Source organism: Pseudomonas lalkuanensis, from assembly GCF_008807375.1.
GTDB lineage: Bacteria > Pseudomonadota > Gammaproteobacteria > Pseudomonadales > Pseudomonadaceae > Metapseudomonas > Metapseudomonas lalkuanensis.
In genome coordinates this window covers 1,377,564-1,401,079 of sequence record NZ_CP043311.1, presented here as the reverse complement: position 1 = coordinate 1,401,079, position 23,516 = coordinate 1,377,564, and the positions used below count along the sequence as shown (strand labels likewise).

General features: G+C 66.5%; 21 protein-coding genes. 8 read left to right on the top strand and 13 right to left on the bottom strand.

Going from position 1 to position 23,516, the window contains the following annotated elements:
- Positions 1-139: 139 nt before the first annotated feature.
- The 7 genes from FXN65_RS06675 (at position 140) to FXN65_RS06645 (ending at position 7,744) form a co-directional block, all read left to right on the top strand.
- Entirely contained in the window at positions 140-1,177 is a 1,038-nt protein-coding gene (locus FXN65_RS06675) for a branched-chain amino acid ABC transporter permease (protein ID WP_151132301.1), read from the top strand.
- On the top strand, positions 1,174-2,973 hold the full coding sequence (locus tag FXN65_RS06670; protein WP_151132300.1) for a branched-chain amino acid ABC transporter ATP-binding protein/permease: 1,800 nt from the start codon (positions 1,174-1,176) through the stop codon (positions 2,971-2,973). Before FXN65_RS06675 ends, FXN65_RS06670 begins: the two co-directional genes overlap by 4 nt.
- Positions 2,974-2,978: 5 nt before the next feature.
- On the top strand, positions 2,979-3,764 hold the full coding sequence (locus FXN65_RS06665) for an ABC transporter ATP-binding protein (protein WP_394351297.1): 786 nt from the start codon (positions 2,979-2,981) through the stop codon (positions 3,762-3,764).
- A 48-nt stretch (positions 3,765-3,812) separates the two neighbouring features.
- On the top strand, positions 3,813-4,799 hold the full coding sequence (locus FXN65_RS06660) for a ketopantoate reductase family protein (protein ID WP_151132298.1): 987 nt from the start codon (positions 3,813-3,815) through the stop codon (positions 4,797-4,799).
- Positions 4,800-4,813: 14 nt separating this feature from the next.
- A complete protein-coding gene (locus FXN65_RS06655; protein WP_151132297.1) occupies positions 4,814-5,581 on the top strand; it encodes a class II aldolase/adducin family protein in 768 nt (255 codons plus the stop codon).
- A gap of 13 nt (positions 5,582-5,594) precedes the next feature.
- A complete protein-coding gene (locus FXN65_RS06650) occupies positions 5,595-7,136 on the top strand; it encodes a methyl-accepting chemotaxis protein (RefSeq protein WP_151132296.1) in 1,542 nt (513 codons plus the stop codon).
- 131 nt (positions 7,137-7,267) lie between these two features.
- Complete coding sequence (locus tag FXN65_RS06645; RefSeq protein WP_151132295.1) at positions 7,268-7,744, top strand: MarR family winged helix-turn-helix transcriptional regulator; 477 nt, start codon at positions 7,268-7,270, stop codon at positions 7,742-7,744.
- Positions 7,745-7,826: 82 nt separating this feature from the next.
- Here the strand turns inward: FXN65_RS06645 and FXN65_RS06640 are convergent, their stop codons facing one another.
- The 5 genes from FXN65_RS06640 to zwf all read right to left on the bottom strand — a co-directional run bounded on the left by FXN65_RS06640 (position 7,827) and on the right by zwf (position 13,467).
- Positions 7,827-8,645, bottom strand: coding sequence for a shikimate 5-dehydrogenase (locus FXN65_RS06640; protein ID WP_151132294.1), 819 nt, complete (start codon positions 8,643-8,645; stop codon positions 7,827-7,829).
- Positions 8,646-8,690: 45 nt separating this feature from the next.
- Positions 8,691-10,313 (bottom strand): NADP-dependent glyceraldehyde-3-phosphate dehydrogenase, encoded by a 1,623-nt coding sequence (locus FXN65_RS06635; protein WP_151132293.1) that lies wholly within the window; start codon positions 10,311-10,313, stop codon positions 8,691-8,693.
- Positions 10,314-10,591: 278 nt separating this feature from the next.
- Positions 10,592-11,281, bottom strand: coding sequence for a bifunctional 4-hydroxy-2-oxoglutarate aldolase/2-dehydro-3-deoxy-phosphogluconate aldolase (locus FXN65_RS06630; protein WP_178119275.1), 690 nt, complete (start codon positions 11,279-11,281; stop codon positions 10,592-10,594).
- Between the two features lie 16 nt (positions 11,282-11,297).
- Positions 11,298-12,011, bottom strand: a complete 714-nt coding sequence (gene pgl / locus FXN65_RS06625; protein WP_151132292.1) for a 6-phosphogluconolactonase — start codon at positions 12,009-12,011, stop codon at positions 11,298-11,300.
- Entirely contained in the window at positions 11,998-13,467 is a 1,470-nt protein-coding gene (zwf, locus tag FXN65_RS06620) for a glucose-6-phosphate dehydrogenase (RefSeq protein WP_151132291.1), read from the bottom strand. The genes pgl and zwf overlap by 14 nt, the downstream gene beginning before the upstream one ends.
- A 173-nt stretch (positions 13,468-13,640) precedes the next feature.
- Here zwf and FXN65_RS06615 point away from each other — a divergent pair, with 173 nt between their 5' ends.
- Positions 13,641-14,510 (top strand): MurR/RpiR family transcriptional regulator, encoded by an 870-nt coding sequence (locus tag FXN65_RS06615; protein WP_151132290.1) that lies wholly within the window; start codon positions 13,641-13,643, stop codon positions 14,508-14,510.
- Between the two features lie 43 nt (positions 14,511-14,553).
- On the opposite strand, the gene FXN65_RS06610 is transcribed toward FXN65_RS06615, so the two are convergent.
- From FXN65_RS06610 to FXN65_RS06575, 8 genes are all read right to left on the bottom strand, one after another.
- On the bottom strand, positions 14,554-15,441 hold the full coding sequence (locus FXN65_RS06610; RefSeq protein WP_151132289.1) for a D-hexose-6-phosphate mutarotase: 888 nt from the start codon (positions 15,439-15,441) through the stop codon (positions 14,554-14,556).
- Entirely contained in the window at positions 15,441-16,664 is a 1,224-nt protein-coding gene (locus tag FXN65_RS06605) for a maltoporin (RefSeq protein ID WP_178119274.1), read from the bottom strand. The genes FXN65_RS06610 and FXN65_RS06605 overlap by 1 nt, the downstream gene beginning before the upstream one ends.
- Before the next feature lie 98 nt (positions 16,665-16,762).
- A complete protein-coding gene (locus FXN65_RS06600; protein WP_151132288.1) occupies positions 16,763-17,911 on the bottom strand; it encodes an ABC transporter ATP-binding protein in 1,149 nt (382 codons plus the stop codon).
- Positions 17,912-17,934: 23 nt separating this feature from the next.
- Positions 17,935-18,780, bottom strand: a complete 846-nt coding sequence (locus tag FXN65_RS06595; RefSeq protein ID WP_151132287.1) for a carbohydrate ABC transporter permease — start codon at positions 18,778-18,780, stop codon at positions 17,935-17,937.
- Positions 18,773-19,681 (bottom strand): carbohydrate ABC transporter permease, encoded by a 909-nt coding sequence (locus tag FXN65_RS06590; protein ID WP_151132286.1) that lies wholly within the window; start codon positions 19,679-19,681, stop codon positions 18,773-18,775. The genes FXN65_RS06595 and FXN65_RS06590 overlap by 8 nt, the downstream gene beginning before the upstream one ends.
- A gap of 144 nt (positions 19,682-19,825) precedes the next feature.
- Positions 19,826-21,079 (bottom strand): ABC transporter substrate-binding protein, encoded by a 1,254-nt coding sequence (locus FXN65_RS06585; protein WP_151132285.1) that lies wholly within the window; start codon positions 21,077-21,079, stop codon positions 19,826-19,828.
- A gap of 197 nt (positions 21,080-21,276) precedes the next feature.
- The gene (locus FXN65_RS06580) at positions 21,277-22,716 is read right to left on the bottom strand and encodes an ATP-binding protein (protein WP_151132284.1); all 1,440 of its coding nucleotides are present in this window, start codon (positions 22,714-22,716) and stop codon (positions 21,277-21,279) included.
- Entirely contained in the window at positions 22,709-23,440 is a 732-nt protein-coding gene (locus FXN65_RS06575; protein WP_151132283.1) for a response regulator, read from the bottom strand. Before FXN65_RS06575 ends, FXN65_RS06580 begins: the two co-directional genes overlap by 8 nt.
- Positions 23,441-23,516: the final 76 nt, after the last annotated feature.

Below are 23,516 nucleotides of genomic sequence, written 5' to 3'. Positions count from 1 at the left end.
GGGTGGACATCGCTTTTCATGTCCACCAAGCGGAGCCCGGCCGAACGCCGAAGGTGGATGAAAAAAGCGTCATCCACCGTACGCACTCGGCCGCAACTGAGCGCCTCGCGCGCCCCATACCGCAACAAGAGTTCCCGTCATGAATCTCCAGATAGCCCTGCTGCTCGGCCAGGACGGCATCACCAACGGCGCGATCTACGCGCTGCTGGCCCTGTCGATCCTGCTGGTCTTCACCGTCACGCGCATCCTGCTGATCCCCCAGGGCGAATTCGTCACCTACGGCGCGCTGACCATGGCCGCCCTGCAGGCCGGCCAGCCCACCGCCCTGGTCTGGCTGCTGCTCGCCCTGACCCTGGCCGACTGCGCCATGGACCTGCTTGACGCCACCCGCGCCAACCGCGGCTTCCGCTTCCCCAGGCGGATCGTGCTCAAGCTCGCCTACGCCCTGGCCCTGGTGGGCCTGGTGCGTACCCTGCCACTGGCCGAACTGCCGATGGCGCTGCAGGCGCTGCTGACCCTGGCACTGGTAGTGCCCCTTGGCCCGCAGATCTATCGCCTGGCGTTCCAGCCGCTGGCCTCGGCCAGCTCCCTGATGCTGCTGATCGTTTCCATCGCCGTACACGTGGCCATGGTGGGCATCGCCCTGCTGCTGTTCGGGCCGGAAGGCGCGCGCACCGCCCCCTTCTCCGAAGCCAGCCTGACCCTCGGCCCGGTGACCTTCAACAGCCAGACCCTGTGGGTGATCGCGGTGTCCCTGGCGATGATCATCGGCCTGTTCCTGTTCTTCGAGCGCAGCCTCTACGGCAAGGCCCTGCGCGCCACCGCGGTGAACCGCCTCGGCGCACGGCTGATGGGCATCTCGCCGAACCTGGCAGGCAAGGCGACCTTCGCCCTGGCCACCTTCATCGGCGCGCTGTCGGGCATCCTCATCGCCCCCATCACGACCCTGTACTTCGACTCCGGTTTCGTCATCAGCCTCAAGGGCTTCGTCGGCGCCATCATCGGCGGCCTGGTGAGCTACCCGGTGGCGGCCCTGGGGGCCCTGGGCGTCGGCCTGATCGAAGCGTTCTCGATGTTCTGGGCCAGCACCTACAAGGAGATCATCGTCTTCACCCTGATCATCCCCTTCCTGCTCTGGCGCTCCCTCACCAGCCGTCACCTGGAGGACGATGAATGAAACCGCGCTACCTGATCCTTGCCCTGGTGGCCGTGCTGGCGGTCGCGCCGATGGTGCTGCCGCCCTTCTACGTCACCCTGTTGAACTACATCGGCCTCTACACCCTGGTGGTCCTGGGCCTGGTGCTGCTCACCGGCGTCGGCGGCATGACCAGCTTCGGCCAGGCCGCCTTCGTCGGCCTCGGTGCCTATACCAGCGCCTACCTGACCACCGTGCAGGACCTGCCGGGCTGGCTGGCCTGGGCCAGCGCCTCGCCCTGGCTGACCCTGCTGGTGGGCCTGCTGCTCACCGGCGCGGTAGCCCTGTTGCTGGGCGCCCTGACCCTCAAGCTGTCCGGCCACTACCTGCCGCTGGGCACCATCGCCTGGGGCCTGTCGCTCTACTACCTGTTCGGCACCCTGGAGTCCCTCGGCGGCCACACCGGCGTCAGCGGCCTGCCCTCGATCTCCCTGTTCGGCTGGCAGCTGGACAAGGGCGAGGAGATCTATTACCTGATCTGGGCCGTGCTGCTGTGCGCCATGCTGATCACCCAGAACCTCCTGGACTCCCGTGAAGGCCGCGCCATCCGTGCCCTCAAGGGCGGCCAGCTGATGGCCGAATCCATGGGCGTGAACACCTTCCGCGCCAAGCTGGTGATCTTCCTCATCTCCGCCCTCTTCGCCGCCCTCTCCGGTTGGCTCTACGCCCATACCCAGCGCTTCGTGAACCCCACGCCTTTCGGCCTGCACATGGGCATCGACTACCTGTTCATGGCGCTGATCGGCGGCGTGGCCAGCGTCTGGGGCGCCCTGCTGGGCTCGGGTGTGCTGACCCTGCTCAAGCAGTGGCTGCAGGACCTCCTGCCGCAACTCTTCGGCAGCACCGGCAACTACGAGGTGATCGTCTTCGGCCTGATCATCGTGCTCCTGATGCAACGTGCCCCGGGCGGCCTCTGGCCCATGCTGCTGCGCCTGGTGCCGGAGTCCTGGAAGCCGCGCAAGGCCGCCAGGGCCCTGGCAGACGCCGCCGAGCTTCCGCGCCGCGAACTGCCGGCCGCCGGTGAAGTGCTGCTGGAAGCGCGCAACGTGACCCGTCGCTTCGGCGGCCTGGTGGCCAACAACGACATGAACCTGGAGGTCCGCGCCGGCGAGATCCTCGCCCTGATCGGCCCCAACGGGGCCGGCAAGAGCACCCTGTTCAACCAGCTCTCGGGCGTGGACACCCCCACCTCCGGCGAGGTGCTGTTCCGTGGCCAGAAGATCAACGGCATCCCCTCCCGCGACATCGCCCGCATGGGCATGAGCCGCACCTTCCAGCACGTCAAGCTGCTGGCGGAAATGAGCGTGCTGGAGAACGTCGCCATCGGCGCCCACCTGCGCGGCCACAAGGGCGTGCTCGCCGCCGCCCTGCGCCTGGACCGCACCGAGGAAGCCGAGCTGCTGGCCGAAGCCCGCCGCCAGCTGGAACGGGTGGGCCTGGGCGAGTACCTGCACGCGGAGGCCGGCAGCCTGGCCCTGGGTCAGCAGCGCATCCTCGAGATCGCCCGCGCCCTGTGCGCCAACCCCTGCCTGCTGCTGCTCGACGAGCCCGCCGCCGGCCTGCGCCACAAGGAGAAGGAAGCCCTGGGCATCCTTCTCAGCCGCCTGCGCAGCGAAGGCATGGCGATCCTCCTGGTGGAGCACGACATGGACTTCGTGATGGGCCTGGTGGACCGGGTCGTGGTGATGGAGTTCGGCCAGCGCATCGCCCATGGCCTGCCGGCCGACGTACAGAAGGACCCCGCCGTGCTGGAAGCCTATCTCGGAGGAGCCGAGTGATGAACATGCAGGTAGAGAACCTCAGGCAGCCTGAGAACCAGGTGTCCAGCCCGGTGCTGGAAGTCAGCGACCTGTCCGTCGCCTACGGCAAGGTGGAGGCCCTGTCCAACGCCAGCCTGCGGGTCGGCCAGGGGCAGATCGTCACCGTGATCGGCCCCAACGGCGCCGGCAAGACCACCCTGCTCTCGGCCATCATGGGGGTGCTCGGTTCCCGTGGCCGGGTGGCCTTCGACGGCAGCCTGGAAGCGGTGCCGGAAGTGGAAGTGATGGTCGCCCGCGGGCTCGGCCTGGTGCCGGAGAAGCGCGAGCTGTTCGGCAGCATGACGGTCGCCGACAACTTGCTGCTGGGCGCCTTCCAGCGCCACCGCAGCGGCAAGCGCGACCACGCCGACACCCTGGACGAGGTCTACACCCTGTTCCCGCGCCTGAAGGAGCGCCGCGACCAGATGGCCGCCACCCTCTCCGGCGGCGAGCGGCAGATGCTCGCCGTGGGCCGCGCGCTGATGGCCAAGCCCAGGCTGCTGATGCTCGACGAGCCGAGCCTGGGTCTGGCGCCGCTGATCACCCGCGAGATCTTCCGCATCATCAGCACCCTGCGCCAGCAGGGGGTGTCGATCCTGCTGGTGGAGCAGAACGCCCGCGCCGCCCTGCGGGTGGCCGACTACGCCTATGTGCTGGAAACCGGCCAGATCGCCATGCAGGGCCCCGCCGCCCAGTTGGCCGACGACCCGCGCGTGATCGAGGCCTACCTGGGCCTGGCGAGCAAGCACCAGGAGATGCTCGCCGGATGATCCCCCGGCCCGGCCGCCAGGCCGGGCCACCGTCCAAGGAGGACCCACATGACATCTTTCCCCAGCCGCATCTGCATCGCCGGGGCGGGTGCCATCGGCTGCACCCTCGCCGCGCGCCTGGCCGACGCCGGCCACCCGGTGAGCGTGCTCGCCCGTGGCGCCACCCTCGCCGCCATCCGCCAGGATGGCATCCACCTCGATGACCTGGACGGCCATCACTTCGTGCGCGTGCCGGCCAGCGACCGCGCCGCCGACCTGGGGCCCCAGGACATCGTCTTCCTCTGCGCCAAGGCCGACGCCCTGCCCGCCCTGGTGGCCGACATCCAGCCCCTGCTGCAGGCCGACAGCCTGGTGGTGCCGGTGGTCAACGGCCTGCCCTGGTGGTACTTCCACGGCCTGGAAGGCCGCTTCGCCGGCCAGCGCATCCACGCCGTGGACCCGGACGGTGCCCTCGCCGAAGGCCTCGACCTGGCGCGGGTGATCGGTTGCGTGGTGTTCATCACCGCGCAGTGCCCGGCCCCCGCCGTGGCCGAGGCGCAGAACCCCCACCTGATGATCTTCGGCGAGCCGGACAACCGCCTCTCCCCGCGCCTCCGACACCTGCGCGAACTGGTGGAATCCGCCGGCATCGAGGCCCGCGCCAGCGAGCGCATCCGCGACTCGGTGTGGACCAAGGCCATCGCCAACCTCAGCTCCAACCCGCTCTCGGTGGTCAGCGGCGCCACCCTGGAGCAGCTCTACGGCCAGCCCGGGTTGCGCGAACTGGCCGGTGCCTGCCTGCGCGAGGCGCTGCTCACCGCCGCCGCCTACGGCGCGCGCATCGACATCGATCCACAGACCTTCCTGGACCTGGGCGCCGGCATGGGCCCGGTACGCACCTCGATGCTCCAGGACTACGACAAGGGCCGGCCCCTGGAGCTGGCCGCCATCGGCGACGCGGTGCTGGAACTGGCCGATCGCCTTGACCTGCCCATGCCTGTCACCCGCCACCTGATCGCGCTGGCGCGCTTTCGCGGCGCCCAGCCCCGCCCCTGAATCGGAGAGTCCAGATGAACGCCCTTGCCCCAACCCAGCAACCCCGCCACTGCAGCGACGAAGAATGGGCGCTGCGCGTGCAGCTCGCCCACTGCTACCACCTGGTGGATTTCTTCGGCTGGACGGAGACCATCTTCAACCACATTTCCGCGCGCCTGCCGGGGCCGGCCCACCACTATCTGGTGAACCCCTTCGGCCTCAACTACAGCGAAGTCACCCCGGCCAACCTGCTCAAGGTGGACCTCGACGGCCACAAGCTGGAGGACTCGCCCTACGACGCCAACCCCGCCGGCTTCGCCCTGCACAGCGCGGTGCACGGCGCCCGCGACGACATCCACTGCCTGATCCACACCCACACCACCCCCATCTCGGCCATCGTCCAGAAGAAAAAGGGCTTCGCCCACGACGACTTCTACGGCGCGCAGCTGTATGGCCGCATCGGCTACCACGAGTTCGAAGGCATCACCCTGTTCGAGGACGAGAAGGGACGCATGCTCGAAAGCCTCGGCGACAAGCACATCCTGGTGCTGCGCAACCACGGCATCGCGGTGGGCGAGAGCAGCATCGCCAAGACCTTCTTCCTGCTCTGGACGGTGCAGCGCGCGGCGGAGATCCAGTGCGCCGCCGGCGCCCTCGGTGGCGAGGACAACCCGCTGCCGCTGGCCATCCAGCAGAAGTGCACCGACCTCACCGCCATGCTGATCCGCGAGAGCGGCTTCGCCACCAAGTTCTTCGACGCCATGGTGCGCAAGATGCGCGCCGGCCGCAGCCTGGACTGGTGATGGAGCGCCCCTGATGAGCCTGACGGACTTCACCGAACCGCCCATTTCCCGCCTGGACCCGGAAGGCCGGGTGCTGGCCTGCAACGACGCCTACCTGGACCTCTGCGGCTACAGCCGCGAGGAACTGCTGGGCAAGGGCTACGACCTGATCAACCACCCGGGCATGCCACCCCTTGTGCTGGACGGCATGTGGCGCACCCTGCGCGCCGGGGTGCCCTGGAACGGCCCGCTGATGGGCCGCCACCGCGAGGGCGGCACCTTCTGGAGCGACCTCTATGTGGTGCCACTGTTCGAGGGCGGTCAGCTGGTGGCCCTGGGCACCGTCTACCACCCCATGGACCGCGCCACCTGCCTGCGCGCCGACGCCCTCTATGCGCGCCTGCGCCAGGGCAAGCCGGCCGAACCGGCCGCGACACGGGCGCTGCGCCTGCTGGGCGAACACAGCGTCGCGGCACTCGGTGGCCTGCTGCTGGTCGGCGCAACCCTGGCCGGGGAGCTCGACGGCCGTCTCGGCCTGGCCCTGCTCGTCGGGACTGGAGCCATCAGCCTGCAGGCCGCCCATGTACGCCAACGCGGCGTGATTCGGGGCCTGGCGAGTCATCCACAGGTCTACAGCGACCCGCTGCTGGCACCGGCCTACAGCCAGCGCGGTGGTGCCGACGCCCTGCTGGACATGGCCATGGGCAGCTTGCAGCTGCGTTTGCGCACGGTGATGGCGCGCATCCACATCAACGGCGACATCCTGCGCAGCCGCGCCGGGGAATCCTCGGAGCTGGTGGCCAGCGAGGCCGGCCAGCTGGAGCGCCAGCTGGAGGAAACCGAGCAGTCGGCGGCGGCCATCCAGCAGATGAGCAGCACCATCCACGAACTGTCGCGCAACCTCCAGCACAGCGCCCAGGCCACCCAGGCGGTGGACGAGCTGGCACGGGATGGCGACCGCCTGGCCGGCCAGAGCCAGGCCTCGATGCAGACCCTGCACGGCTCCGTGGAGGACATCGGCATGGCGGTGGGCCAGTTGGCCGAATCCATCGAGTCCATCAGCGGCATAGCCGAGGTGATCCAGAGCATCGCCGAGCAGACCAACCTGCTGGCGCTGAACGCGGCGATCGAGGCGGCGCGAGCCGGGGAGTCCGGCCGGGGCTTCGCCGTGGTGGCCGACGAGGTGCGCACCCTCGCCTCGCGGACCCGCGACTCCACCGGCCAGATCCAGCAGTCCATCGAGCGCCTGCGCAACGGCAGCGCCCAGGCCCTGGCCACGGCGCAACGGGGCGAACAGGCCGCGCAGCAGTCCACCACCGACGTGGAACAGGTGCGCGAATCCCTGCGGCGCATCAGCGGCGAAGTGGGCCAGATCAGCGGCATGAGCCTGCAGATGGCTACCGCCATCGAGCAGCAAGGCCAGGTGGCCGAGGAGATCAGCCGGCAGATCGCGCGGATCGCCGGCCTCGCCGAACAGAGCGCCGGCCAGGCCCAGCGCAGTACCCAGATCGGCCAGGAGCTGCACCAGCTGGCCCGCTCCCAGCTCGACCTGGCCCAGCGGTTCCTGCACGGCTGAGCACCGCCGGCTGCCCTCGCGGCAGCCGACGGGTGCTGATTGGGGTCAAGGTTGCGTCATATGGCTGTCGACAGCCCACGCGCAACCCCCTATAACTCTCCCCCTGTCAGCAGGAACCTTGCACCACTCGCATGAGCACCCCGAAAAAGCGCCTCAACCGTTACAACCCCGCCAGCGACGATTTCAAGAAGGAGGAGTTCCCCTTCTACTGGATCGCCCGCGTCTATGGCCGCTACAACATGGCCATGGAAAAGACCCTGAAGAAGATCGACCTGGACATCCCGCGCTGGCGCATCCTCTTCATCCTCAAGGAGAACGGCCAGTCGAGCATCTCGGAAATCTCCGAGCACGCCATCGCCAAGCTCTCCACCGTTACCAAGATCGTCTACCGCATGAAGGAAGACGGCCTGGTGGACACCGCCCCGTGCAGCAACGATGGCCGGGTGACCCAGGTGACCATCACCGACAAGGGCCGGCACATGGTGGAAGAGATCCAGGTGAACACCGCGCACATCTTCACCAACAGCTTCAAGGACCTCACCGAAGCCCAGATCGCCAAGCTCAACGGCACGCTGGAAAAGATCTACGCGAATCTGCCGGAGGGTTGAGAGCCACAAGGCCCCTTCCCTTCTGTGGGAGCGAATTCATTCGCGAATAAGTTCGCTCCCACAAAATACCCGCTTCCCCGCCCTAACCTCGCGCGAACTCCGCCGCTTTCTCTATCAGTTCCGCCTCCGGCCTCACGCCTGTGTAGAGCACGAACTGCTCCACCGCCTGCAGCACTATGACTTCGGCACCCGTGATCACCGGCTTGCCCAGCTCACGGGCCAGAAGGATCAGTGGGGTTTCCACCGGCAGCGCCACCACGTCGAAAACCCAGTCTGTCGCCGCTACCTGTTCGCGGGTGAAGGCCAGGGCGTCGGCATCCGGGCCGCCTTCCATGCCCAGCGGGGTGACGTTGACCAGCATCTGCGGCTCCTCGTCGCCCAGCTCCGCCAGCCATGCATATCCACAGCCCCGGGCCAGCGCCGGGCCGGTCTGCGGGTTGCGAGCGACTATCGTGCCGTGGCGGTAACCGCTGTCGCGAAAGGCGCTGGCCACGGCCTTGGCCATGCCGCCGCTGCCGCGCACCACAAAACGGATGTCCCGTGGTACGGCGTGGCTCGCCAGCAGGCTGGCCACGGCGCTGTAGTCGGTGTTGTAGCCCCTCAGCCGGCCGTCGTCGGCGACGATGGTGTTGACCGAGTCGATGGCCGAAGCCGAGGTATCCAGTTCGTCCAGCAATGGGATGCAGGCCTCCTTGAACGGCATGGACACCGCGCAACCGCGAATGCCCAGGGCGCGAATGCCGCCGATGGCCGCCGGCAGATCGGTGGTGGTGAAGGCCTTGTAGACGAAGTCCAGGTCGAGGGCTTCGTAGAGGTAGTTGTGAAAGCGCGTGCCGAAATTGCCGGGACGGCCGGACAGCGACATGCAGAGCCGGGTGTCTCGGCTGATGGGGCGGGGCATGGGTAAATCTCCGATCAATAACCTTGTGGCGGCAACCCATCCGCCTCAGAAAATGTAATCCGTGGTCAGGAAGTTCGACTCGCGGTTGCGGATGATCTCGCTGACCAGTGCCTTGTTGTCTTCCTGGAACCTGGTCGCCACCAGGGTGCGGATGGAGAACACCCGCAGGGCGTCATGTACCGACAGCGTGCCTTCGGCCGAGTTCTTCCGGCCATTGAAGGGGAAGGTGTCGGGGCCGCGCTGGCACTGGGCGTTGATGTTGATGCGCCCTACCTGATTGGCGAAGGCATCCACCAGCCGGCCGACCTGGGCCGCATCGTCGCCGAACAGGCTGAGCTGCTGGCCGTAGTCGGAATGCAGCACATAGTCGATCACTTCTTCCAGCTCGCGATACGGCACCACCGGAATCAGCGGTCCGAACTGTTCCTCATGGTAAAGGCGCATCTCCGGACTCACCGGACTCAGCACGGCGGGATAGAAGAAACTCTGCCGGTGGCTGCCGCCGCCCGGATTGACCACTTTGGCCCCCTTGGCCACGGCATCTTCCAGCAGGGCATTGAGGTAGTCGACCTTGCCCGGTTCGGGCAGGGGCGTCAGGGCCACACCGTCCTCCCAGGGCATGCCGGGCTTGAGGGTGGCCAGCCTGGTGCAGAACTTGTCGAGAAAGGGTTCGAGCACGTCTTCGTGGACGAAGAGGATCTTCAGCGCGGTGCAGCGCTGGCCGTTGAACGACAGGGCGCCGGTGATGGCTTCGTTGACCGCGTTGTCCAGGTCCACCTTCGGCAGGACGATGCCAGGGTTCTTGGCGTCCAGGCCCAGCGCCGCGCGCAGGCGGTGCGGGCGCGGGTGCAGCTTCTTCAGGTCGGCGGCGCCGGAATGGGTGCCGATGAAGGCGAACACATCCACCTTGCCGCTGGCCATGATGGCGCTGACGGTTTCGCGGCCGCGGCCGTAGATGACGTTGATGACGCCAGCCGGGAAGCTGTCGCGGAAGGCTTCCAGCAGCGGGCGGATCAGCAGCACGCCGAACTTGGCCGGTTTGAAGACCACGGTGTTGCCCATGATCAGCGCCGGAATCAGCGTGGTGAAGGTCTCGTTCAGCGGATAGTTGTATGGCCCCATGCACAGCGCCACGCCCAGCGGCACGCGGCGGATCTGGCCGAGGGTGCCCTGCTCCAGTTCGAAGCGGCTGGAGCGGCGGTCCAGCTCCTTGAGCGCCTCGATGGTGTCGACGATGTAGTCGCAGGTGCGGTCGAACTCCTTCTCGGAATCCTTGAGGTTCTTGCCGATCTCCCACATCAGCAGCCTGACCACCGCCTCGCGCTGCTCGCGCATGCGGGCGAGGAACTTCTCCACATGCTGGATACGCTCGGCCACGCGCATGGTCGGCCAGGCACCCTGCCCGTGGTCGTAGGCAGCGACGGCGGCATCCAGGGCCGCCAGCGCGGCATCGGCATCCAGCAGCGGCGTGCTGCCCAGCACCACCTGTTCATCGCCCTTCTCGCCCGCCAGGAACACCGGACTGCGCACTGCCGCCAGCGGGCCCTGCCAACTCAGCAGCTCACCGTTCACCAGGTACTCGCGCTGTTCGATGGGCGCGCCGGGGCGGTAACGCTCGGGAATCTGGTCGGCAGTGGGGAACAGGGCTTCGAGGTTGTTGTTAGTCATTGCACTTTCCTCAGGATCGGGACCACTGGAAGTCGGTTTTAACGCGGTTTCGTTACTAGGTAAATCGTTTCAGCAAACCGTTTGGCGGAATCTGTTTCGCAACCGAGTGCGATATGGGAATGGGCTACGAAGTCACTGCGGTGGGCATGGACCCTGTGGGGGCGAATTCATTCGCAATGGGGCACGCAGTGCCCCCAGGGAGGATTGAAGGGCAGGCCTGCGGCCTGCATAGCGATTGAAATCGCCCCCACAAAAAAGCAGAACGCTCTCTGCCTACGTCAGCGCAACAGCTCCAATGCCGCTGCCGTGGTTTCCTGGATGCGCTGCCAGTCGCCGTTGCGGATCCAGTCCTTGTCCATCATCCAGGTGCCGCCCACGCACATCACGTTGGGCAGGGCCATGTAGTCGCGCAGGTTGTCGGGATTGACCCCGCCGGTGGGGCAGAAGCGGATACCCGGGAAAGGGCCGCCGAAGGCCTTGAGGGCCTTGATGCCACCGCAGACTTCCGCCGGGAAGAGCTTGAAGCGGCGATAGCCCAGGGCGTAGCCGAGCATGATTTCCGAGGCGCTGCTGATGCCCGGCAGCAACGGCAACGGGCTGTAGACGCCGGCCCGCAGCAGTTCGGCGGTGCAGCCGGGGGTGACGATGAATTGCGAGCCGGCGGCCTCGGCCTCGGCGAGCATCCACTCATCCAGCACGGTGCCGGCACCGACGCAAAGCTCCGGACGCTGCTCACGCAGGGTGCGGATCGCGGACAGGCCATGCTCGGAACGCAGGGTGATTTCCAGGGTACGCAGGCCACCGGCGGCCAGGGCATCGGCCAGCGGCAGGGCGTCCTGCTCGCGCTCGACGGTGATCACCGGAAGGATGCGTGCCGCACCGCAGAGAATGTCGATCAGGGCAGCCTTGTCGGCCATGCTCGGCACGGCTTCGCGACTGGTGGCCCGATTGGTGGGGAGGCTGGTCATGGGCGTTCCTTCGGGCTCAGGGGCACCAGTGGATTTCCAGGGGACGGCGGAGGAAGGCGCGAATCGGCATGGCCGCCTCGTCTTCGCCCGCCAGGGCGGCGGCCAGGGTGGCCAGCTTGGCCTGGCCTTGTACGGCCAGCAGGGTCAGCTGCGCACTGGCCAGCAGCGGCAGGGTCAGGGTGAGGCGCTGGCGCGGCACGCTGGGGGCCTGCATCGGCAGGCAGCGGCGCTCGCAGCCTGTACTCAGGGCCTGCTCGAGGTTCGGGCTGCCGGGGAACAGCGAAGCGGTGTGACCGTCCTCGCCCATGCCCAGCACCAGCACGTCGATAGCGCCCAGTTCGGCCAGGGCCACATGGGCCAGGCGGGCGGCCTCATCCAGGTTCGGCGCACTGTGGTAGAGGCCGAGGAAGCGCGCACTGGCGGCCTCCCCCTTCAACAGGTGGTGGCGTACCAGACCTTCATTGCTGTCGGCATGGCTGACCGGCACGAAGCGTTCGTCGGCCAGGCTGATGGTGACCTTCGACCAGTCCAGGGTCTGGCCGCGCAGGCGTTCGAAGAATGCGATCGGGCTGCGCCCGCCGGACACCACCAGCACGGCCGCACCACGGGCATCGATGGCCGCGCGCAGGGCGTTGGCAACGGTGATGGCCAGCTCGCCGGCCAGTTGTTCGGGGCTGCCGAGGCTGAGCCCGGTCACCTGCGTCGGCAGGTCGAGATTAAAGATCGCCATACCAGCTCCTGCCATCACGGGTGATCAATGCAATGGAGGCCGTCGGCCCCCAGGTTCCCGCCGCGTAGGGTCTGGGCGCGTCGCCCTGCTGCCGCCACCCGGCGATCAGCTGGTCGCACCATTTCCAGGCGTATTCGATTTCGTCCTTGCGCACGAAGAGATTCTGGTTGCCCTTCATCACTTCCAGCAGCAGACGCTCGTAGGCGTCTGGAATCCGCGCACTGCGATAGGTGTTGGAGAAGCTCAGCTGCAGCGGGTCGCTGCGCAGTTGCATGCCCTTGTCCAGGCCCTGCTCCTTGGTCATCACCTGCAGGGAAATGCCTTCGTCCGGCTGCAGGCGGATGACCAGGCGATTGCTGATCAACGGCCGCTGCTCGGGGGCGAAGATGTAGTGCGGCGGTTCCTTGAAGTGTATGACGATCTGCGAGAGCTTCTGCGGCATGCGCTTACCGGTACGCAGGTAGAAGGGCACGCCGGACCAGCGCCAGTTGCGGATCTCCGCCCGCAGGGCAACGAAGGTTTCGGTGTCGCTGTGGGTATTGGCGTGTTCTTCCTCCAGATAGCCGGGCACCGTCTTGCCGAGGATGTTGCCGGCCACGTACTGGCCACGCACCACCTGCTGTCCGAGCTGTTCCGGGGCGATGGGCGCCAGGGCTTTCAGCACCTTCACCTTTTCGTCGCGGATGCTGTCGGCGGAGAGGTCGCTGGGCGGGTCCATGGCGATCAGGCAGAGCAGCTGCAGCAGGTGGTTCTGGATCATGTCGCGCAACTGGCCGGCCTGGTCGAAATAGCCCCAGCGGCCCTCGATGCCCACCTGCTCGGCCACGGTGATTTCCACGTGGGAGATGTGGTGCTGGTTCCACTGCGTCTCGAACAGGCTGTTGGCGAAGCGCAGGGCAATCAGGTTCTGCACCGTCTCCTTGCCCAGGTAGTGGTCGATCCGGTAGGTGCGGTTCTCCGGAAAGTGCGCCGCCACCGCTTCGTTCACCGCGCGTGAGGAATCCAGGTCATGACCGATGGGTTTCTCCAGCACCACGCGGGTGCGCTCGGCCAGCCCGGCGGCGGCCAGACCTTCGCAGATGGCGCCGTAAACGGCGGCGGGCGTGGCGAAGTAGGCGATCATCCTGGCCACCGGGCCCAGCTTGTCGGCCAGGACCGGGTAGGCATCAGTGTCGAGGAAGTCCATCGAGAGGTAGTCGAGCCGGGCCAGGAAACGCTGCATGGCGCCCTCCTCAACCTCACCGGCCGGCACGTAGCGGCGCAGGTGTTCGCCGATCTCGGCCATATGGGTGGCGGGCTCGCCGCTTTCACGGCCCAGGGCGAGGATGCGCGTATCGGCGGCCAGCAGCCCGGCACGGTCCAGTTGATAGAGCGCGGGGAACAGCTTGCGCAGTGCCAGGTCACCGAGGCCGCCGAACAGGGCCAGGGTGCAGGGTTCGACAGGTTGTGAGGCCATGATATTTGTTCTTCTATCAAACATAAGCTTATGAATACACCCTGCTAGCCGTTACAGCAAGACAAAATGTAGTAATAAAACTACATTTACCGATATACGAGATTACGGTGGCCCAGCCTGGGTACGCTCAGTACGATAGGCCACCGATTGCAGGCCCCTTCCCAGGAATCCCAATGGACCGCGTGCACAATCTGCTGGAGCAGATCCAGAACCGCCTCGACGAACTCAACAAGGCCGAGCGCAAGGTCGCCGAAGTCATCCTGCGCGACCCGCAGCAGGCCACCCGCTACAGCATCGCGGCCCTGGCCCAGGCGGCTCAGGTCAGCGAGCCGACAGTGAACCGCTTCTGCCGCTCCTTCGGCGTCAACGGCTACCCGGAACTGAAGATGCAGCTGGCGCAAAGCCTGGCCAGCGGTGCCGCCTACGTGAGCCAGGCGGTCGCCGCCGACGATGGTCCCGAGGCCTACACCCGGAAGATCTTCGGCAGTGCCATCGCCTCCCTGGACAGCGCCCTGCAGAGCCTCGACCCGCAGTTGATCAGCCGCGCCGTGGACCTGATGATCCAGGCCCGGCAGATCCATTTCTTCGGGCTCGGCGCCTCCGCCTCGGTGGCCCTGGACGCCCAGCACAAGTTCTTTCGCTTCAACCTCGCCGTATCCGCCCATTCCGATGTCCTGATGCAGCGGATGCTGGCGTCGGTGGCCCATACGGGCGACCTCTTCGTGATCATTTCCTACACCGGCCGCACCCGCGAACTGGTGGAAGTGGCGCGCCTGGCGCGCCAGAACGGCGCCTCGGTGCTCGGCCTTACCGCCGCAGGTTCGCCGCTGGCCAAAGCCAGCACCTTGAGCCTCGACATCCCGCTGCCGGAAGACACCGACATCTACATGCCGATGACCTCGCGCATCATCCAGCTCACCGTGCTCGACGTGCTCGCCACCGGCATGACCCTGCGCCGCGGCGTCGACTTCCAGCCGCATCTGCGCAAGATCAAGGAAAGCCTCAATGCCAGCCGGTATCCGGCGGAAGAGGAGCCGTCCTGACGCCCCCTCACCCCCGGCCCCTCTCCCTTCAGGGAGAGGGACCTCATCCAACCCACGCCTCCAGACTCAACCTCGCCTCCTCCCCCGCCACCAGCTCCGCACTGTCGTCTCCACAGGCCGCGCCCTGCACGGAAAGAAATCCCAGCCCCTCCGCCCAGCTCACTTCGGATAAAGGACGGCTGCCGGGATGCCAGACCACGGTGTTCGGATTGTTCCCACCATCGATGCACAAACGCCGCTGCCAACCGGCATCCTGAATCTTCACGCGGCCACCCTGCCGGAACACCCGGTGGCAGCCATCGATCACGCGCAGCTCGCCCCCTTGCCGACAGGGTTCGCGGCTCAGCAGATCGCGCCCTTCGGCGCCGTCCAGCCCGAGCAGGGCGACCCGCGCCACGTCGCTCACCCGCCAGTAGGCGTGCAGCGCATGGCTGAGCACGCAGGGTTCGCTGTCGCGGTGACGGGTGACCAGTTGCAGACTCATGCGCCCACCCAGTTCTGCCTCCAGTTCCACTTGCCAGTCGTGCAGATCCAGGCGCCAGGTCACGCGCACGCCATTGTCGTCGGCGGCCTTGTGGATAAGTCGCCAGTCGGACAACCGCGCCCAGCCGTGGTGGGGCCAGCCGCCCTCCATGGGGTGGCGGCCGAACCAGGGCCAGCACACCGGCACGCCGCCGCGAATGGCGCCAATGCGTGGCCAGCGCGTTGCGCACCAGAGCAAGGGGCGCTCGCCGTGGGGCTGGAAGTGCAGCAACTGGCCGCCCTGGCGACTGAACACCGCCGAGCAGCGCGAATGCTCCACCAGCAGCAGCTCGCGGCCCTGGTGTTCGGCCCAGCGGAACGGCTGCCCGGCTGCCGGACGCAACAGGTCGGCGAAGGGGTGGTCGACGCCCTCCCCCGCTCTCACCCGATGCGGCCTGGCACTGCGCATCACTTCCACCAGTACTCCAGTTGCACACCGAAGTTGGAGCCGTGCAGCGCGTCGCCGAAGGCACCGGTATCGGACAGCGCCGAACCCGCCGCCAGTTCGCTGGCCGCACGCTGGGCCGCTTCGTTCCAGCTGGCGTAGGTGTAATACAGACGGATTTCCGGGCGCTGCCAGAAGCCCGGACCGGCTGGCGACCAGGTGGGTGCGATGGTGAACTTGGTCAGCTTGCGGGTGCCGCCGGGGGCTTCCACCTGGTCCCGGCCAAGTTCGGTGACCAGCTTGAACTGCTCGGTAATGGCGTAGACCGGGCGCACACCGACGGAGAGCCAGTTCTGGTCGTCGCCATCCGGGCGCTTGTCCTTCTGGTAGATCACCTCGAACTGGCCACCGAAGCGCGGCGTCACCTGCCAATCGAAGAACTCCACCACGCGCCAGCTCTGGTTGCTGTTGTCCAGCGTGGGGTCGCCGGTATAGCCCAGCGCGGTGCCTGGCCCACGGCCGTACTGCAGGGCGAAGGTGTTCACCCCGCCGAGGAATTCCTTCTGCTTGTGCTGCGCCGCCACCGACCAGCCGCTGTGGGCATCGGTGCTGTCGGGCTTGTCGAGGTAGCTGACGCCCAGTTCCACCTCGCCGCCGGGGTTGGTCTGGAAGCCGGCCACGTTGAAGTCGTGGCGGTTGATGTAGGGGTCCTGGAAGACGTTGTCCTTGCGCGAGAACACGTAGCTGTACTTCAGGTCGCCAATGGCCACTTCATCGAAGCCGAAGCCGGTGGCGCTCTGGTTCCAGTAGTAGTAGTCGGAGATGTGGATATCGTTGCGCTTGTAGAAGCGGCGCCCCGCCCAGAAGGAGCCACCGCCCAGCGCCGGCATGTTGCTCCACTCGGCATACATCTGGTTCATCCGTGTGAAGCCGTGGTCGCCCGTGAACTCGGGGGTGTGGCCGTATTCGTTGAACAGCTGCGCCATGCCTTCGACACTGATCACCGATCCGTCATCGAGCCTGGCGAGGTCCTGGCGCAGGTCCAGTTCGATGTACTGCTCGCACTCGTTGCCCAGACGGTACTTGGATTGCGCCCCCGGCAGCTGGAAGCAGGATTGCGTGCCGCCCTCGCTGGACCCACCGGCGCCGCTGCGCATGTAGCCGGTGAATTCCACCGCTTGCGCCACACCGGAAACCGCGAAAAGCGCGCAGGGCAGTACCCACAAACCTTTGATCGTCGTGCTCATGTCCACTCCAGATTTTTATTGTTGTTGCGATGGATCTTTCTTTTGCTCGCTCGCGAACGGCCCGGCTCCGCGCGCCCCTTCGCGAGCAAAGCCCGCTCCTACAGGCCCTTCAGGCGTGCGACCCTGGCCGGCTCGGCCACGGCCGCCTTTCCCGGCACGCACAGCCGCTCGCCGCTCCGTGCGTCGAACAGCAACACCTTGTCGGGAGCGAATTGCAGGTCGAGGGTGTCGCCCACGCGCGCTGGGGAATCGGGCGCCAGGCGGCAGCAGACCTTGGTCTGGTTGATCTCGACGAAGGCCAGGGTGTCCGGCCCGGTGGGCTCCAGCACCTGAACCTGGGCGCGAATCGCCGGCAGGTCGCCAGCACCGACCAGCACCTGCTCCGGGCGGATGCCGAGGATCAGCTCGCGTCCTTCCAGCTCACCGTCGACCCCGCCGAGCGGCAGTTCGCAATGGCCGTCGGCGCTGTCCAGCAGGCCCACCAGGCGGCCGTCGCGGCGCTGCAGACGCAGGGGAATGAAGTTCATCGGCGGCGAGCCCATGAAACCGGCGACGAAGAGGTTGGCCGGATCGTTGTAGATCTCTCGCGGGGTGCCGAACTGCTGGATGACGCCGTCCTTCATCACCGCCACCTTGTCGCCCAGGGTCATGGCTTCGATCTGGTCATGGGTGACGTAGACCGTGGTGGTCTTCAGCCGCTGGTGCATCAGCTTGATCTCGGTGCGCATCTCCACCCGCAGCTTGGCGTCGAGGTTCGACAGCGGCTCGTCGAACAGGTAGATCTTCGGCCGCCGCGCCAGGGCCCGCCCCATGGCCACGCGCTGCTGCTGGCCGCCGGAGAGCTGGCCGGGCTTGCGCTGCAACAGGTGCTCGATCTGCAGCAGCCTGGCCACGCGGGCGACCTCCGCATCGATCTCGGCCGGGGGCAGCTTGCGGATCTTCAGGCCGAAGGCGATGTTCTCACGCACGCTCATGGTCGGGTACAGCGCGTAGGACTGGAACACCATGGCGATGTCCCGGTCCTTGGGGCTCATGCCGCTGATGTCCTGGCCATCCACCAGGATCGCGCCGCCGCTGATGTCTTCCAGCCCGGCGATGCAGTTCATCAGGGTCGACTTGCCGCAGCCCGAAGGGCCGACGAGGATCAGGAACTCGCCGGAGTCGATGGACAGCTCGATGTTCTTCAGGGTGTCCGCCAGGCCGCTGCCGTAGGACTTGTTCACATTGCGCAGTTCGAGGGTTGCCATGTCACTCTCCAATCTTGAGGGCATCAGCCCTTCACCGCGCCAGCGGTCAAGCCGCGCAGGAAGTATTTGCCGGCCAATACGTAGACCAGCAGGGTGGGCAGGCCGGCGATCATCGCGGCGGCCATGTCGACGTTGTATTCCTTGACCCCGGTGCTGGTGTTCACCAGGTTGTTCAGGGCCACGGTGATGGGCTGGGTATCGCCGCTGGCGAACACCACGCCGAAGAGGAAGTCGTTCCAGATCTGGGTGAACTGCCAGATCAGACAGACCATGATGGTCGGCACCGACATCGGCAGCAGGATGCGCCCGAAGATGGTGAAGAACCCCGCCCCGTCCAGCCGCGCCGCCCGCACCAGGGCGTCCGGGATGCTCACGTAGAAGTTGCGGAAGAACAGCGTGGTGAAGGCCAGGCCGTAAACCACGTGCACCAGCACCAGGCCACCGGTGGTATTGGCCAGGCCGAACTGGCCGAGGGTGAAGGACGCCGGCAGCAGAACCACCTGGAACGGCAGGAAGCAGCCGAACAGCAGCAGACCGAAAAACAACTGCGAACCGCGGAAGCGCCACATGGACAGCACGTAGCCGTTCAGCGCGCCGAGCAGCGTGGAAATGATCACCGCCGGCACGGTGATCTTCACCGAGTTCCAGAAGTAGCCACCGACGCTGGCCCAGGCCTTGGCCCAGCCGATCACGGTGAACGCATCCGGAATCGACAGCAGGTTGCCGGTGCGGATGTCGTCGGGCGTCTTGAAGCTGGTCAGCAGCATCACCACCAGCGGCACCAGATAGAGGGCGCAGGCGAAGAACAGCGTGGCGTGGATGGCCAGGCGACTGAAACTGAAGGCAGGTTTTCCGGCCAGGCTAGTCATGGCGCTTGTTCCTCAGTTCGGAATACAGGTAGGGCACGAGGATCGCCAGCACCGCGCCGAGCATGAGCATCGCGCTGGCGGCGCCGAGGCCCATCTGGCCGCGGGTGAAGGTATGGGCGTACATGAACATCGCCGGCAGGTCTGAGGCATAACCGGGGCCGCCGGCGGTCATCGCGGCGACCAGGTCGAAGCTCTTGATGGCGATGTGGGCGAGGATCATCAGTGCGCTGAAGAACACCGGGCGCAGGCTCGGCAGGACGATGCGCAGGTAGATGCTCGGCAGGCTCGCGCCATCCACCTGGGCGGCGCGGATGATCGACTGGTCCACCCCGCGCAGCCCGGCCAGGAAGAGCGCCATGACGAAGCCCGAGGACTGCCACACGGCGGCGATCACCAGGCAGTAGACGACGCGGTCCGGGTCTACCAGCCAGTCCAGGCGAAAGCCCTCCCAGCCCCAGTCGCGCAGCAGCTTGTCCAGGCCCAGGCCAGGGTTGAGCAGCCATTTCCAGGCGGTGCCGGTGACAATCATCGACAGCGCCATGGGGTAGAGGTAGACGGTGCGGATGAAGCCTTCGCGACGGATGCGCTGATCCAGCAGCACCGCCAGGAACACCCCGATCACCAGGCTGCTGGCGATGAACAGTCCGCCGTAGACCAACAGGTTGTGGCTGGCCACCCACCAGCGGTCGTTGTCCAGCAGGCGTTCGTACTGCTGCAGCCCGACGAACTTGTAGCTGGGCATGAAGCGCGAGTTGGTGAAGGACAGCAGGAAGGTCCAGAGGATGTAGCCGTAGAAGCCGACCAGCACGATCAGCACGCTGGGCGCCAGCACCACCTTGGGTAGCCAGCGTTGCAGCGCGTCCAGCGGCGAGGCCTTGGCGAAGACTGCGGTTGAGCTCATGGGGATTAGCTCCATGGGTTGGGCCTGTTACTCCCCTCTCCCTGAAGGGAGAGGGGCTAGCGAGGAGCAGCAGGAACCCCTGGCGCCTGCCGGCACCCTCGAAATCAGTCAGGTTGAATGGGGCCGCCTACGCGGCCCGACCGCTTACTGCACCGCTTCGATCGCGGCGGCCAGTTGCTGCGCGGCCTTCTTCGGGTCGGCAGCGGGGTCGTTGAAGAAATTGGTGACCACGTCGAACACCGCGCCCTGCACATAGCTGGAGGCGGCCATGCCGTGGGCCAGGCTCGGCTGCAGGCCATCGCCCGCCGCCGCTTCCTTGAAGTCCTTCATGGACTGCTGGGCGCAGGCGTCGAAGCTCGACATGTCCTGGTCCAGGCGGACCGGGATGGAGCCCTTGTTCTGGTTGAAGAACTGCTGGAACTGCGGCTCCAGCACGGTGCGCGCCAGGTCGTTCTGCGCCTGGATGTTGGCGTCGTCCTTGAGCTTGAACATGGCCAGGGAGTCGATGTTGTAGGCGAAGCTGCCCTGGGTGCCGGGGAATGGCAGGCACTGGTAGTCCTTGCCCGCCACCTTGCCGGCGGCGCTCCACTCGCTCTTGGCCCAGTCGCCCATGATCTGCATGCCGGCCTTGCCGTTGATGACCAGCCCCGTGGCGCTGTTCCAGTCACGGCCTGCGGCGTCCGGATCGACATAGCCGTGCAGCTTCTTCAGCGCGGCGAAGACTTCCACCATCTTGTCGCTGGTGAGCGTGGCCTTGTCCTGCAGGACGAAGGCCTTGTGGTATCCCTGCGGGCCCAGGATGCTGAACACCAGGTCCTCGAACACGGTGCCGTCCTGCCAGGGCTGGCCACCGTGGGCGATCGGGATGAAGCCGGCGGCCTTGAGCTTGTCGGCGGCGGCGAAGAATTCATCGAGGGTGGTGGGCGGCGTCGCCCCGGCCTTCTGGAACACCTCGGGGTTTATCCACAGCCAGTTGACCCGGTGCACGTTGACCGGCACGGCCACGTAATGGCCGTCGTACTTCATGATGTCGGCAACCTGCGGGGACAGCAGCGAATCCCAATTGCCCTCGGTGGAGACGTCGTCCAGCTCCGCAAGCAGGCCCAGCTCGCCCCACTCCTGGATATCCGGCCCCTTGATCTGCGCGGCGGACGGCGGGTTGCCGGAAACCGCACGGGTCTTCAACACGGTCATGGCCGCCTCGCCGCCACCACCGGCAACGGCGAAATCCTTCCAGGTATGGCCTTTCTCTTCGACGAGCTTCTGCAGGGTATCGGCGGCACGCTTCTCGCCACCGGAAGTCCACCAGTGCAGGACTTCCACTTCGCCGGCGAGGGCAGACAGCGGGAACAGGGAGGCGAGGGAAACGACAGCGGCCAGGCGGGAAATGGCATTCATGGATGGGGATACCTTCTTGTTTTTATGACTGTGCAAGTCGGTGCTTGCGCTTGCCTGCAGTCTAACCACGGCCTTCAAGCCCGCGGGTAACAAAGGGATAGCGGATGGTCACGGGGTGGTTACAAAAGTCGCTGCACGGACGCCAAGCAGCAGACCGGTGCCTCCCACGAGCTCTCCCGGAGGACGAAGGGAGACAATCACCCCGCCTGCCTCGGCAACCACAGCGTCACCCGCAACCCGCCGTCGCGCAGGTTCTTCAGGCTCAGCTCACCGCCATGGCTGTGGGCAAGGTTGCGCGCGATGCCCAACCCCAGGCCGTATCCCGGTTTGTGCCCGGCCAGGCGGAAGTGGGGTTCGAAGACCTGGCCAAGCTTCTGCTCCGGCACACCCGGCCCCTCGTCATCCACATGCAGGACGAAGGCCTCATCACTGTCCTCGATCCGCAGGTGCGCACGCTCACCGTACTTCAGGGCGTTATCCACCAGGTTGCCTATGCAGCGGCGCAGGGCGAGCGGTTTACCCGGATAGGCCGCCCGCACCGTTCCTTCCAGCGTCACCTGCCCGGTGCCGAGGTAGGGCTCGACCAGGCCGTGCAACAGATGGTCAAGGTCCACCTGCTCGATGTTCTCGTGGATGTCGGTCTCCTTCACGCACTGCAATGCGCCCTTCACCAGCAGCTCCAGGTCGTCCAGGTCGCGGCTGAACTTGGCTTGCGCGGTTTCGTCCTCCAGCAGCTCCACCCGCAGGCGCAGACGGGTGATGGGGGTCCGCAGGTCGTGGGAAATTGCGCTGAACAGCTGGCTGCGTTCGTTGAGATAGCGGCTGATGCGCTCGCGCATGCTGTTGAAGGCACGGCTCACGTCCGCCACTTCGCTGCCGCCGGCTTCAGGCAAGGGCTCCACTTCGGCTCCCAGGGACATCTCCCGCGCCGCCCGCGCCAGGCGTTTCAGTGGCCGGCTCTGCCAGTGCACCAGCAGGCCGATGAACAGCAACAGGAAGCAGCTGGTGAGGATGATGAACCACAGCTGCTGGGTCGGCAGGCCCTCGTCTTCCAGGCTGGCGTAGGGCTCGGGCATCAGCGAGGCGAGGTAGAGCCACTCGCTGGGGCCGATCTGGATCTGGGTGACCAGGATGGGCGGATTCACCGGCTCCAGGGTCAGCGCGTAGTGGGCCCAGGAGCGCGGCAACTCGTCGAGCTTCAGGCCGCTGTTGAAGATGCGCAGGTCGTTCGGATCGACGAAATGCAGGGACAGGTCCACCTGCTTGCCCAGCCGTTCGCGCAGTACCGACTCCACCTGGTCCAGCACCGCACGCTTGCGCGGGGTTTCCGGAAGCACGCGCATTTCCAGCGGCTTGTCGTTGAGGGAAACGAAGAAGCGCGTACCACCCATGGAACGCAACTGGTCCAGCACCATGGGGCGATAACCGATCGGCAGCGAGCGGATGTAGCTGACGCTGGCGACCATGGATTGGGCCAGGCTGCGGGCACTGGTGAGCAGGCCTTCCATCTGGCTGGCGCGCAGCTGCGACACCCAGATGACGCTCGACAGCGCCTGGGCCAGCAGTACCACCAGCAGGGTGAGGAAGAGCATGCGCCCGAGCAGCGAGCGCGGAATCAGGCGCAGACGGCTAGGCATGGTGGTACGGCGTGACCTGGGCCGCCAGCAGGTAGCCCGCGCCGCGCACGGTGCGGATCAGCCGCGGCGCCTTGCCGGTGTCGCGCAGGCGCTGGCGCAGGCGGCTCACCGCCATGTCGACGATGCGCTCCAGAGGCATCACCTCGCGGCCACGGGTGGCGTTGGCGATGGTGTCGCGGTCGAGTATCTGTTGCGGGTGGTCGAGAAAGAGCTTCAACAAGGCGAAGTCGGCGCCGGAGAGAATCACCTCTTCGCCGTCGACATGGAACAGGCGGTGGCTGATCATGTCCAGGCGCCACTCGTCGAAGGCCAGCACCTCGACCACCGAGCGCTCCTGGCCGAAGCCGACGCGACGCAGCAAGGCCTTGATCCGCGCCAGCAGCTCGCGAGGGCTGAAGGGTTTACCCAGGTAATCGTCGGCCCCCAGCTCCAGGCCGATCACCCGGTCGGCTTCGTCGGAGCTGGCGGTGAGCATGATGATCGGCACCTGGGCCAGGCGCTGGTGCGCGCGCACCCAGCGGCACAGGCTGAAACCGTCCTCATCGGGCAGCATCACATCGAGTATCACCAGGTCCGCCGCTTCCTCGGCCATGGCGCGGCGCAAGCCCTCACCATCGGCAACGCTGCGCACCTGGAAGCCGGCACGGCTCAGGTAGGTTTCAAGCAGTTCGCGAATTTCCTGGTCGTCGTCCACCAGGAGAATGGATTTTCCGGATTGGCTCACAGTGGCCGTCCTTTGTTGTTCTCTATCGCCTTGTAGGGTGCGCCGTGCGCACCACGAACCTGGACGGTGCGCACAG